This is a genomic window from Salmonella sp. SJTUF14076 (assembly GCF_015534835.1).
GTDB lineage: Bacteria > Pseudomonadota > Gammaproteobacteria > Enterobacterales > Enterobacteriaceae > Salmonella > Salmonella enterica.
In genome coordinates this window covers 650,160-662,274 of sequence record NZ_CP064674.1, presented here as the reverse complement: position 1 = coordinate 662,274, position 12,115 = coordinate 650,160, and the positions used below count along the sequence as shown (strand labels likewise).

Sequence of the window (12,115 nt, the reverse complement as noted above, 5' to 3'; positions counted from 1 at the left end):
TATCAGCCCTCCGCTGGTTCGGAAACCTTGCCGATAGTTACGGCGGATTCATCAATGGCCGCATACAGTTCCGGCACTTCCACCGCATATCCTTCATTGCGCAGGTATTTGTTTTCAAACTGCTTACGGTCTTCCACAAACTCCGCCTTACGCATACGGGTATTGCGCTGGGTATAGATGTGCAGATTTTTCAGCGGCGTCACCACCATGCGTTTTCCCGGCATAAAAGGCGGGATAATGGCCGGACGGCCAGCAATGGTATTCCCCAGCAACTGCGCTGCGATTTTTTCAGTCGGACGGTCTGCGGCCTGATACAGGCGATACTGTTCAGCTGCAACCAGATCAGCCCCTACCAGAACCACCAGACGCGGGTCATTGCGGAACTGCGCCGGAATTTTGGCGTTAATCAGGTCTGACGCCATTGCATCCAGTGATTTGTAATCCCCGGCTGCATCCAGCACCACCGGATCGGTCATAATCTGATTGCCGCCCAGCAGCGTTTTCATGCGCTCATGCCAGCCGATATTCACATCTTCACCGTTCGGGTTAGCTTCGGGATCAGTGGTTTTTGCGCGGCTCTTACCGTTAAAGCCGATACGCAACATATCCAGTGCAAAAGCCTGCGTGGTAAATGCCTGGACAAGGTTGTAAAACTCGTTTTCATCTTTACCGGCGTTTGCCCAGACCGAAAGCAGATCCCAGCGCAACGCGGCGCAGCTGTCTGTTTCCACCAGTGAATAGTCGTTTCCGTCCACACCAACCTGGCGAATAAAACGGCCACTTTCACTACGTCCTGTGTGTAATACGGAAGAACCAACGGAAATCACCTGGCCACTCAGCTGATCAACATCCAGACAGGTAAGCATGTCCAGGAATTCGACGGATTCCAGCAGCGCAAGACGCAGCGCATTTTCCTGCGGGTTATTCAGGGAAAAATAACGACTGGCATCACGCGCCCCAAACTGCTGCGCCATGCCCGCCGAATATCCGTCCAGTAATTCCCGCGCACGGTTATTAAGGTGCATAAAACTCCCTCGCGATTAAGCGATAATAAAAATATTTGAAACTAATCAGCGCTAAAGTGAATTACAGGAAATTAAACTTCCCGGCTTTCTCTGAAATTTTGCGTCCTGGTGTACGGACTGATTTATTTCCCAAATCGTTAAAACGCTTAACGATATCTTTTGCATTATCACGAATGGCGGCAAATTCTTCTGTATCCACCACTTCCGCAATAGTATCCACATCACCCTGAACATCATTCAGTTGATTTTCAATTTTGGCCACACGGCCTTCCAGCTCGTTTACCGCGTTTGCCAGTGCCTGTAACTTATCATCACCCTGCGCGGTATTATCTGGCGGCGTTTCATCTTCAAACTTCGGTTTAATACCAAACAAATTTTGCCAGTTCTTCATTTTTCCTTCCTGCTTAATTTTGCCATCGCGGGAAATTACATAACGGTAATAACCCTGTTCAGATAATTTGCGCTGCCGACTGAAGCGCAGCCGTGTGGTGCCAATGCTGGCAGGAGTATCCGTCACTGCCAGTCCCTTGAGGTATGTTCGTCCTGTTCCGCGCCAGTCTTCCTCCGGCTCTATGGAGAAGAAAAGAAGCTGGTCTTCTTCGTTAGCGTATATCAGCCGCATATTCGGGCAAAGACTGACATACAACCGCGCCAGTCCGTCATCCCCGTCCCGCCAGGTGGCTTCCAGTACTTCACCGAAATTACCCCCGCCTTTCTGGTGTTCCGGCCAGATTAAAGCGACATAGTGGTTATAGTCATAGGTTTCCCCCATATCGATAATCCACTGACGTTCAATAATCCGTCCGTCAACGGTATCCCCTTCAGTAGCAACACACAGCCAGTCAGTTTTTAAATGTGACATATCCCCCCTGTTCCACTCCCTGACGCTGCAAATCAATTATTGCCAAATAAAACCATTGCTGCATTACGTTTTATTCTGAACAGTTCGGATATAACGCTTTACCGAATACAGACGAATTATCACCACCGTTTTTTTATTACAGCCACGGCATAATTACCGCATGGCTAAATACTCTGAAGAATTAAAAGGCGTTGTCCGCGCACTTTATCTGCGCCGCTATACGCCAAAAGAAATTGCATCTGAATTAAATCTGCCGAATGCGCGGATCGTTTACTACTGGGCTGAAAAATATAGCTGGGCTGATTTGCTCAGTTTTGAAAGCACTGAAGAGGCTATCGAACGCCGCTACCAGCTACTGGCCAGCCGGGATAACAAAACCGATCTCGACCTGAAAGAAATGGACATGCTCATTGCTCATGCCACAAAACTGCGTGCGCAAAGCAATAAGCATAAAGAAAAGATGGCCAGCGGTCAGAACTCCGGGCAGGCAGATGCGCGGGACAGCAATGATGACGAACCCCGCCGCAAACGGAAATACAAGAAAAACGATATTTCCTCGCTGACGCAGGAGGATTTTGACACCTGGGCGGAAGAACATCTTTTTGAATACCAGAAACACCTGCGCCGGAACATTGGCCAGCTGGTCAGAAACATCCTCAAAAGCCGCCAGATAGGTGCGACCTGGTATTTTGCATTTGAAGCCTTTGAAAACGCGGTCATGACAGGCGATCCGCAAATCTTCCTGTCGGCATCAAAAGCGCAGGCGGAAGTGTTCCGGTCTTACATCGTAAATATTGCTGAACAGTATTTCGGGATCACGCTGACCGGTAACCCCATCCGCTTGTCCAACGGCGCGGAGCTGCGCTTCCTGTCCACCAACAAGAACACCGCCCAGTCCTACAGCGGCCACCTGTACTGTGATGAATATTTCTGGGTTCCAAATTTCACAAAACTTAATGAAGTGGCCAGTGCAATGGCCACACATGACAAGTGGCGTACCACCTACTTTTCAACACCGTCAGCTAAAACTCACCAGGCGTACCCGTTCTGGACAGGCGATGAATGGAAACAGGGCAGTAAAAAACGTACTGCCATTAAGTTTCCGACCTTTGATGAATTGCGCGACGGCGGGCGGGTTTGTCCGGATGGCCAGTGGCGCTACGTCATTACGATGGAGGATGCCATTGCGGGCGGCTTCAATCTGGCCAACATCGAGAAGCTGCGCAACCGCTACAACACAGCCACTTTCAACATGCTCTATATGTGCGTGTTCGTGGACAGTAAAGATTCCGTTTTCAGCTTTTCCGACCTGGAAGCCTGCGGCGTGGAAGTGGATACCTGGCAGGATCATAACCCGGACGCCGCCCGGCCATTTGGTGACAGGCCAGTATGGGGCGGCTTTGACCCGGCTCGCAGCGGGGATTTGTCCTGTTTTGTGATTGTGGCGCCGCCGATGTTCGCCGTGGAGAAATTCCGCGTTCTGAAGGTGATTTACTGGAAAGGAATGAACTTCCGGTACCAGGCAAAGCAGATCGAGCAGCTGTTTAAAAAATACAACTTCACCTATCTGGGCGTGGACGTTACCGGTATTGGCCAGGGCGTTTTTGACAACATTCAGCATTTTGCCATGCGTGTGGCCGTCGCCATTCGTTACGACCTGAACACGAAAAATCAGCTGGTACTGAAGGCGGCTGACGTGGTCGAAAGTCAGCGAATTGAATGGGACAAAAACCTGAAAGAGATCCCGGCCAGCTTTATGTCCGTACGCCGCACAACCACACAAAGCGGTAATGCCATGACCTTTGTTGCAGACCGCAGCCAGGACACAGGACACGCCGAAGCGTTCTGGGCGATAACCCACGCCCTGCATAACGAACCTCTGAACTATGAAAATAAACCTAAATCACGCTGGAATTTAAGGAACAAGGCAGCATGAGTAAAAAGAAACACTTCGTTAAGCGCGGCCAGCGCGGCGATAAGTCAAAAAAAATGAGCATCATTACGTTCGGCAAACCGGAACCGGTTCTGACTACCGGCACCGACTACCGGGATATCTGGTACGACAATGCCGCCGATCATTTTACCCAGCCAATTGACCGGCTGGCACTGGCACAACTGATTAACCTTAACGGTCAGCATGGCGGCATCATCCACGCCCGTAAAAACATGATTGTGTCTGATTATCTGTCTGGCGGCCTGACTTACGACCAGCTGGAAGCCGCAGCTTTTGACTACATCACATTTGGGGATATTGCGCTTGGAAAAGTTCGTAACGGATGGGGAGACGTGATCGGACTGGAACCCTTACCCGGCCTCTATATCCGACGCAGGAAAGACAGGAACAACGCAACTGATCAACCTGGTGATTACGTGGTGCTACAGGAAGGCGAACCGCAGATATGGCCTGAAGAAGATATTATCTTCATCAAAATGTATGACCCGCAACAGCATATTTACGGACTGCCGGACTACATCGGCGGCGTACATTCTGCATTACTCAACAGTGAAGCGGTCATTTTCCGTCGGCGTTACTACCACAATGGCGCCCACACTGGCGGCATTCTCTACACGCGCGATCCCAGCATGACGGATGAAATGGAAGAGGAAATTGAACAGCAGCTACGTGACAGCAAAGGGATCGGCAACTTCTCCACCATCCTGGTAAACATTCCCGGTGGAGACGGTGACGCCATCAAATTCATTGAAATGGGGGATATTTCCGCTAAGGATGAATTTGCCAACATCAAGAATATCAGCGCCCAGGACATTCTGAACGCGCACCGTTTTCCTGCCGGGCTTGCCGGCATTGTCCCGCAAAATACTGCCGGGCTGGGTGACGTAGAAAAGGCCGAACGGATTTATAAAAAAAGCGAAGTCGCTCCTGTTCAGCGCCGGTTTATGATGGCCGTAAACAATGATCCAGAAATACCGGAAAACCTGCACCTGAACTTTGATTTAAGTTACACAGAATCAACGGATAAGGGTGCGGTATGAGGCAAAAAAGGCTAAAATCCAGGCATCATTTAACAGCTGGAGCATGGAATATGCGAGTTCTGAAAATCGAATGCCCGGAATGCGGCTCAAAAGCTGTTATTCGTAAAACGAACCGGAAACACCGGCAGATTGCCGATATTTACTGCGCCTGTTCAGATGTTGAGTGTGGCCACACGTTTGTCATGAATCTGACGTTCTCCCACACTCTCAGCCCAAGCGCTAAAACAGGTGATGCTATGGTACAAAAAATACTGAATGCCCTTTCACCCGATCAGCGTCAGATGGCATTAGACCTACTGAAAGCGACTCCCGCCGCCTGATAATCCCCCTTTTTGGGGGCTTTTCATCGTCTTACTAACCTTTTCCCGCATTTCTCCTGCAATCTCTCCAATCCAATACAAAGCTATCGTTTTCTCTCTTTGGTTACTTTCGTAAATATGGGCAATCTTGGCCAACAACTCAATGCGTTCCAGCTGTGCCGACGCCTCCAGAATATCCATTTACCCTCCCATACAAACAATAACTGTATAAACATACAGTACACCTTTAAGCACTAATTGTGAAACATATTTTTCTGTTAACCAGGTGACAAATAGATATGTTTCACAGAGTTACAGCGTCATAACCATCCCGGCCAAAGCTCCTGCATTGGCTCGTTTTGCTTCTCCTGTAGTCGTCCGCTCCGGTAAATGAGTGCTGACTGACCGAAACGAAGCCCTCCCCCTCGTTTCAGTATGTCTATTTCTTCATCAGAACCATCAAACCCCCGGCTTCTTAATTCCAGTTTTAACCGTCTGCGGGTTCCACCCTCCGTACAGTTATTGACAGAACTCCAAGGGGCGGCGTTGCCGCCAGAAAAACCCGCCTCCGCTGACGCTTCGGCCAACTTCGCAACCTTCTGCCACTTAACCAGACGGGTGCAGACCTCTGAATCTGGAACCAAAGGAGAATAAACACCCTGTACGCGCTGCACGTCCTCCGCATATTCGTTACCCTGTTCCGTAATTTCATAGGCCAGACGAACAACCAGATCACGGCGGGCAACCAGCGCGCCGCCCTGCGCCTGGGTATATGCAGCCCAGTCCCCGACATCAGCAGCAGCCAGAACCGCATCCATTCTGCGATCGGTCAGCACCTGATCCCGCAACCGACGAAGCTCACGCCAGACCGTCACCGGCGCACCACCAATCTGCTGAAACTGGCGAATACGCCAGCGTGAAGCCCATGCAGAAACGGATTTGGCCATATCCCGCAGGTTTTCGCCGGTTTCTTCGTCCTGCTCGCCATCCAGCGCAAATCCATCAATGTTTTTGGAAATGTATTTGGCGATGTAGCCCGTCGCTGACCCCTTAGCGGGATCGATAGCTTCAACATGGAAACGTGCCTTTAGCGCATTTTGCGTTTGCAGTTCTTCGGAATCGGTAATTCTGGCGTGATAACAAAGAATATCGCGCACCGTGCCCACGTCCTGCGGGCGCATGAACAGCAACATATGCCAGTGCGGTGTCCCGTCATGGTGAGGTTCGACAACCCTGAACCCAAATACATGGATACCCGCACGCGAGATCGCGGCGCGGGCTTTTGCCCATACGCCACATAAATAGCGCTGGGTATCCTGCGGCGTACTTCCATCCCATTGCGATACAAAGCCCCCTTTGCTGTGTACCGCATGGAAACGAGATGGCGCGGTGATAGTGTAAAACTCACCGGCCAGCCCTTCTTCATTGGCCATATCTTCAAATCCTCGCATTCTTACCATTAGTTCACAGCGACGGATCGCCGGATTTGCAACGCTGCGGTGTACCATGCTGTCCAGTGCAATGCGCAGCCCTTCATCATTCAGCAGATCAAACTTTTTAAAGAACTCCAGATTTCGCTTTTTCTGTTCTATCCATTCCCCCAGGGTTTTACGGGATACATAAGCGCTGGCCGCTTTCTGCACCTGCCCCACGGCTATGGCCATATGCTCACGCTGTACGTCACGCGCTCGCTTCAGGCGCAGATACCACCATTCAGGTGCCATCATGCGAAGAATGCCGGATTCAGCCTTACGTGTTTCCAGTTGCCCGGCATTAGCTTCATGTTCTGCCCAGTATGGCGGCTGATTATTCAGCATCAGGCTGTACGCACAAAGATAGCGATAAGACTCCATCGTTCGGCGGTGCAGCTCTTTAGTGTCATCAGTGCCGGAATCAAACCGTTCGGTGAAGTCATACAGCGACTGGGAGATCCAGCCAGATATCTGGCCAGCCAGTTTTTTAAGTTCCGGGCGGTCAAGTGACGGCAGGCGTTCCAGCGACTTGCCAAAAGGAAGGTCTATTGCATCAGCGGCCAGCTTATAACGAGCAGCCACTTTGCGCAGACGTGGCAATACATTCCCTCCAATAGTCTGACGCAGGAATGTATTGGCACGGCGACGCCCGTCAGGGCCAGTAAAAAGCTTTTCGTAGCGACGGCCAAAATACCCGGCTAACCAGTCGGGTATTTCATGCAGGTATTGAGCACGCCATTTATGATCCTGCGGGTTTACAGCCCACAGGCGGCGCTCCGTGATTGTCACGTCTGCCGGTGTACCTGGTGCGAAGGTTTCACGCCGCCAGGCATCAACGGCGTAGCAATCTTCGTTTATTGCCAGCGTCATGCGCTGGCCTCAGGAGTCGCCGGTAAAGGCCATTTAAGAATCAGTTCTGCCGCCATTTTCGGGCTTGCAGCTGCCGCCCCAACACTACGCGGCGCATTAACCTTTAAGGCTTCAAACCCTGCGTAAAGGTAATGCACCATTTCCAGATCGCTGTTTGACGCTACTACCTGAATTCCACGTTCAGCCAGGCGCCGCAGCTTACGCGCCAGCCGCCCCTGATCCATGTGCGAAAAACCACGCTCATGGTAAGCGGTGAAATTATCGCTATCAGTCAGATAAGGCGGATCGCAGTAAACAACGTCATTCCCGTCCCGAACCAAATCGAGCGTTTCTGAATAGTGGGCAGTAATGAACGTTGCGCGCTTTGCTTTTTCAGCAAAGGCGCGGATTTCATCAGCAGGGAAATAAGGCTTTTTGTACTTACCGAACGGAACATTGAACTGACCGCGGCGATTGTACCGGCACAGACCGTTAAAGCAGTGTCGGTTCAGGTACAGGAAACGCGCAGCAGCTTCAACGGATTCCGAACCAAAGGATTTACCTGACTGGTTGAAAGCATCACGTACCGCGTAATAGAAAACTGCGCGGCTTTCTTCATCACCTAACGAACCGGCAGTAAACAAAGTCTCCAGCTCATTCAGCAATGCATCCGTGTGATATGCCATTGCCTTATAAAGATTAACCAGATCAGAATTCACATCTGCGATCAGATACTCGTCATAATCCGTATTCATCATGACAGCACAGGAACCGGCGAACGGTTCAACCAGGCGTTTACCTTCTGGCAGATGCTGACGCAGCTTAGGCATAAGGCGGGCTTTGCTGCCCACCCATTTAAGCGGAGTTTTAACGGCCATGTTTAGCCCCCGCCTGCAACTGAAACAAGCCACCGTTGTTGTAGAGGTAAGCAGCAACGTCAAAAAGAGACATTGAATTAATGGACAAAACAACCCAGCTTTCAAAGCCAGCAACAACCTCATTTATCGGCAGAACATGAGTTATCACCGCTGACCATTCTCTACCGGTGTATTTGCCGTGCTTCCATTCCTTCAATGAAAGAACATCACCGACCTTATAGTTACGATCATTTCTGCGCAGCTCTGCTTTTTTCTGACCAGCAATAACGGCATCAAGATATTTAGGCGCAATTTTTATCGTGTGGACTTTGATTGTCATTTTGCACCGCCTTGCGCTAAAGCTTTGATGACACCTAATGTCATTTTGCAATCAGCTAAAGCACGGTGTGCCTTCCCCTCGATCACAACTCCTTCATGCGCGGCGGCATCAACTAACTTATGCCATTTATAACCGTGATATTTCCCCGGCTCGCCACGATATTCTGCATATAGTTTCATTGCGCAAACAGAATGAGCAGCAAGCATCCATGGCGCACCTTCAGAAGGTCTTCCATTCAATGCGTAGGTCTGACGAATTAACCGGAGATCATAATCGGCGTTATAGATAACAAAGCCAAAACGTCTAATAAGTTCTTCCACTGCGCCGCATATATCTGTCCACGCAGGAGCATAGGCAACCATTTCATTTGTGATCCCATGAATGGCAATTGCTTCATCAGGAATAGGCTTAGTAGGTTTAACAAGCGTGTTAAGCAGAATAAATCCATGGCTATCAATGATGCATATTTCTACTATTTCTGCATCATCACCCAGCCCCGTGGTTTCGGTATCAATAAATAGGCGATTATCGTCAAGCCACTGTTGTGCTAACAGGCTGATAGAATACTTCAATTGCTTAGTATTCAGTTCCATGCCGCGCCCCCTTTGCTGCAAATTGCTGCGGCTTCTTCGCGGATTAACTCAACGATTTCCGCTGCACTTAAACCTTCATTGGCCGCATGAGTGGCCAGCTTATCCAGACGGGTGGAACAAAGATCAGCAGTTGCGGCTTTGCCTTCCTGCGTGGCTTTGGTGAGCATGTCCTGCCACACGGAAAAAGCAGACTCAATCCGATATTCGAATTGTTTTTTGGCAAAAATTTCTCTTTCTTTATTCATTTTCAGTTCCTTAAGGCAAAAGAATCCCCCGACCACTTGAACCGTGGCCAAAAAATTCGGGCAGTTAATTAGTGAAAAGTGGGTTGTACTGTGGCGGCTGAGTAGTTCGGTGCCGGAATCAGGTGCAGTTCATAGGTTGTCCGCCACCACTCCTGGATCAGCGCCTTTATCTCGCCAACACCCAGCGCCCCGGCTGTATAGAAAATTGCGCGAATCCCCGCCAGCGCTTCAATCTGTGCCTCTTTGCTCTCAGCTTCGCGGTACACGCAGCACCAGAAAGCGGCATTGATCGCCAGCCAGTGGCGCTGGTTAGTCATGTGTTCGGTGTCATTGAAGAAGAACGGATGCAACGCAATACGGCCATTTTTACTGGCGCTTTTCTCTGCAAACGCTACCGCGTAGTTATGCGGGACTCCCCACACAGCCAGTTCAGCCCCCAACGATTTACCCTCTACAGAAATAATGCTCATCAGTGATTCCCCTGCTGCAATTTATGGACAATATGAGGTGCGATAATCATCTGCACTTTGTTCCTGGTATTAATGGGATGGACGATTTTTACTGGACGTTCAGCGGTTCGTCTGGAGAAATCACTGTCCCGTAAACTCCCGAATCCGCTAAAAGTTAAACGAGCACGGGAAATTCCCTGGCGCAGCTGTATCATGTCCCGATACTCCAACCGCTCAAAAAGTTCGCGCCAGCAACAATTACTTAAGCTGCGTTTAAAAACGCCGTTTCTGGAATTGATTGCAGCAGCATGAAGAACCACCCCGCGCCATTCTGGTGTCAGGTTGTCCCACCATTCAGCGGCTTCACTGCTAGTACTGAAATATTTGCGCCGAATATTTTTAAGATGATCCAGCCCACGCTTTTGCTGTTCCTGGTTAATTGCCATAACGCCCCCCAACCATTCCCAGCAGGCGGCGGGTTTTAGTCGTCAGGAAACGCAGAACAGAACCGCCCTTCATCTGGACAGACTCATGTGCATTGAATTTATAGGTGTGACCAGGATTCCAGCGCTGGCCGTTCGGCAGTTCTATCCAACCGGTTGAACCACTGGGTAACTGCATAGCCGGTGATTCTTTTTTCAGGTAAGTCACAAACGCTTTCATAATGTTCCCTCACATCAGGCCAGTGGCATTCGTCGTGACCAGATCCACCGCCGCGGCTAAAACCGGCGCAGAATGGATACGGCTTTCAACGGTGTAAGCCAACACGGAAAGGCTACGGATAGCATCGCGAGCGCGATCAAGAATTTGTGTACGGCGGGCGGCGGTCATATGACCAGTTGATACGGCTTCCCCAGCAATTGCGCCCACACTGGCTGTGGCGCTAAGAGCACACAGTTGCATGTTGGCTTCTGTAGCATTGTTCACCGGCACGGATGGAAGGCAGTTAATCTGCCCCAGCATCCCATCCAGTAAACGCGCATCTTCGGTGTAATCCGTAATGGCTAAAAGCTCGTCACAGGTTAAGCGGTGCGGTTGTGCTGGGTTCAGTTTGTTACGCAGGATCTGTGGTCTCATACCAACGGCAGCGGCCACATCTTCCAGATTGTGCTCAGTTGCAAATGCTCGGCAAGCCGCATCAAAGTGCGCATGTTTAGAGGTCTGGTAATCAAACATTGTTTGCCTCTCCCTAATCCGTAGGATGGATTACGCGTTAAGCGAAATGTCACATTCACTTAAAGCCTGAATAGTGAGCGCGGCCATGTTGACTTCGACCAGGCCTTTCTTCTGCTTACCCTTCGGCTTAATAGGTAACTTTCCGTATTCGATGAGGTTCCTGGCGGTTTCTTTGTTGGTGCCAGTACGGCGGCAGTACTCGTCTAAAGGCAGGTATGGTTCTGGGATGATGATTGTAATGTTCGGACGCATGAGGCAAACTCCATAAGTTAACCTGTACGGCAATACAGGGCTGTAACTGTCAATATTCACTTAAACCTACAAAGCGGAGTTTAAACTCACTCCGCACAAGATTTCAAGGTAAAACTTTCGTGAACCTACAAATTGAGTTTTCTCAGGGCGGATCTGAGGTACTAGATAGAGTTATCCAAGCGTATGGATTCAACACAAAACTAGCCCTAGCTGAACATCTTGATATAGCAAGCAGCAGTCTGGCTAACCGGTATAAGAGGGATTTTTTTCCAGCTGATATCGTTGTTAGATGTATGGCTGAAACAGGAGCTACTCTGGAATGGCTTGCGACTGGACAAGGTAGAAAGTTTAACGATGACGAATTAGACATCATGAAACTGCCACGCAAGAAGATTGTGGACGGAAAACTCTATGAGTCTGGTTTCCTAATGCTCGATAAGGTTACTTTTTTACCTGGCAAACCTTTACCGCAGAATCCTATCTGTGTGATTGATAACACAATGCAATACATTGTTGATCAACACTTTACTGAAGTTTATGACGATGTTTGGCTTGTCGAAGTTGAAGGTAAAACCAGCGTTAGAACACTGACACGCATCCCCGTGGGAAAGGTTAGAGTAAGCGGTGTTGGAATGGCATTTGATTGTGCTATTGATGATATTGTTGTTATTGGTCGGGTTGTTCTAACAATAAGCTGATTCA

17 protein-coding genes are annotated in these 12,115 nt (G+C 49.7%); 4 read left to right on the top strand and 13 right to left on the bottom strand.

Features of this window, described 5'->3' with window-relative positions:
- Positions 1-2: 2 nt before the first annotated feature.
- On the bottom strand, positions 3-1,025 hold the full coding sequence (locus HU143_RS03195; protein WP_000550496.1) for a phage major capsid protein, P2 family: 1,023 nt from the start codon (positions 1,023-1,025) through the stop codon (positions 3-5).
- Positions 1,026-1,086: 61 nt separating this feature from the next.
- Positions 1,087-1,887 carry a GPO family capsid scaffolding protein gene (locus HU143_RS03190; RefSeq protein WP_000018798.1) on the bottom strand — a complete coding sequence of 267 codons (801 nt, stop codon included), beginning with the start codon at positions 1,885-1,887 and terminating at the stop codon, positions 1,087-1,089.
- Positions 1,888-2,047: 160 nt separating this feature from the next.
- Between HU143_RS03190 and HU143_RS03185 the strand changes: the two genes are divergently transcribed.
- From HU143_RS03185 to HU143_RS03175, 3 genes are read left to right on the top strand one after another with little or no spacing between them, the layout of a single operon-like run.
- On the top strand, positions 2,048-3,823 hold the full coding sequence (locus HU143_RS03185) for a terminase large subunit domain-containing protein (RefSeq protein ID WP_051129117.1): 1,776 nt from the start codon (positions 2,048-2,050) through the stop codon (positions 3,821-3,823).
- Positions 3,820-4,881, top strand: coding sequence for a phage portal protein (locus HU143_RS03180; protein WP_001650413.1), 1,062 nt, complete (start codon positions 3,820-3,822; stop codon positions 4,879-4,881). Before HU143_RS03185 ends, HU143_RS03180 begins: the two co-directional genes overlap by 4 nt.
- Entirely contained in the window at positions 4,878-5,201 is a 324-nt protein-coding gene (locus HU143_RS03175) for an ogr/Delta-like zinc finger family protein (RefSeq protein ID WP_001552031.1), read from the top strand. Before HU143_RS03180 ends, HU143_RS03175 begins: the two co-directional genes overlap by 4 nt.
- On the opposite strand, the gene HU143_RS03170 is transcribed toward HU143_RS03175, so the two are convergent.
- The 11 genes from HU143_RS03170 to HU143_RS03120 all read right to left on the bottom strand — a co-directional run bounded on the left by HU143_RS03170 (position 5,175) and on the right by HU143_RS03120 (position 11,413).
- Positions 5,175-5,381 (bottom strand): hypothetical protein, encoded by a 207-nt coding sequence (locus tag HU143_RS03170; RefSeq protein ID WP_001748628.1) that lies wholly within the window; start codon positions 5,379-5,381, stop codon positions 5,175-5,177. The two genes, HU143_RS03175 and HU143_RS03170, sit on opposite strands and share 27 nt — an antisense overlap.
- A gap of 119 nt (positions 5,382-5,500) precedes the next feature.
- Entirely contained in the window at positions 5,501-7,522 is a 2,022-nt protein-coding gene (locus HU143_RS03165; RefSeq protein WP_064441649.1) for a replication endonuclease, read from the bottom strand.
- Positions 7,519-8,379, bottom strand: coding sequence for a DNA adenine methylase (locus HU143_RS03160; RefSeq protein ID WP_001748626.1), 861 nt, complete (start codon positions 8,377-8,379; stop codon positions 7,519-7,521). Before HU143_RS03160 ends, HU143_RS03165 begins: the two co-directional genes overlap by 4 nt.
- Positions 8,369-8,698 (bottom strand): DUF3850 domain-containing protein, encoded by a 330-nt coding sequence (locus HU143_RS03155; RefSeq protein ID WP_000153512.1) that lies wholly within the window; start codon positions 8,696-8,698, stop codon positions 8,369-8,371. The genes HU143_RS03160 and HU143_RS03155 overlap by 11 nt, the downstream gene beginning before the upstream one ends.
- A complete protein-coding gene (locus HU143_RS03150; RefSeq protein ID WP_000422609.1) occupies positions 8,695-9,291 on the bottom strand; it encodes a 3'-5' exonuclease in 597 nt (198 codons plus the stop codon). Before HU143_RS03150 ends, HU143_RS03155 begins: the two co-directional genes overlap by 4 nt.
- Positions 9,282-9,458 (bottom strand): DUF2732 family protein, encoded by a 177-nt coding sequence (locus HU143_RS03145; protein WP_071592686.1) that lies wholly within the window; start codon positions 9,456-9,458, stop codon positions 9,282-9,284. The genes HU143_RS03150 and HU143_RS03145 overlap by 10 nt, the downstream gene beginning before the upstream one ends.
- A 146-nt stretch (positions 9,459-9,604) precedes the next feature.
- A complete protein-coding gene (locus HU143_RS03140) occupies positions 9,605-10,006 on the bottom strand; it encodes a hypothetical protein (RefSeq protein WP_001748623.1) in 402 nt (133 codons plus the stop codon).
- Positions 10,006-10,431: a hypothetical protein gene (locus tag HU143_RS03135; protein WP_024139063.1), complete on the bottom strand. Its 426-nt coding sequence runs from the start codon at positions 10,429-10,431 to the stop codon at positions 10,006-10,008. The genes HU143_RS03140 and HU143_RS03135 overlap by 1 nt, the downstream gene beginning before the upstream one ends.
- Positions 10,421-10,648, bottom strand: coding sequence for a phage filamentation protein Fil family protein (locus tag HU143_RS03130; protein WP_000643375.1), 228 nt, complete (start codon positions 10,646-10,648; stop codon positions 10,421-10,423). The genes HU143_RS03135 and HU143_RS03130 overlap by 11 nt, the downstream gene beginning before the upstream one ends.
- 9 nt (positions 10,649-10,657) lie before the next feature.
- A complete protein-coding gene (locus HU143_RS03125) occupies positions 10,658-11,161 on the bottom strand; it encodes a phage regulatory CII family protein (RefSeq protein WP_000460877.1) in 504 nt (167 codons plus the stop codon).
- 30 nt (positions 11,162-11,191) lie between these two features.
- Entirely contained in the window at positions 11,192-11,413 is a 222-nt protein-coding gene (locus tag HU143_RS03120; RefSeq protein ID WP_001247709.1) for a hypothetical protein, read from the bottom strand.
- 119 nt (positions 11,414-11,532) lie between these two features.
- Between HU143_RS03120 and HU143_RS03115 the strand changes: the two genes are divergently transcribed.
- Positions 11,533-12,111, top strand: a complete 579-nt coding sequence (locus tag HU143_RS03115) for a phage repressor protein CI (RefSeq protein ID WP_001748620.1) — start codon at positions 11,533-11,535, stop codon at positions 12,109-12,111.
- The last annotated feature ends 4 nt before the right edge of the window (positions 12,112-12,115 follow it).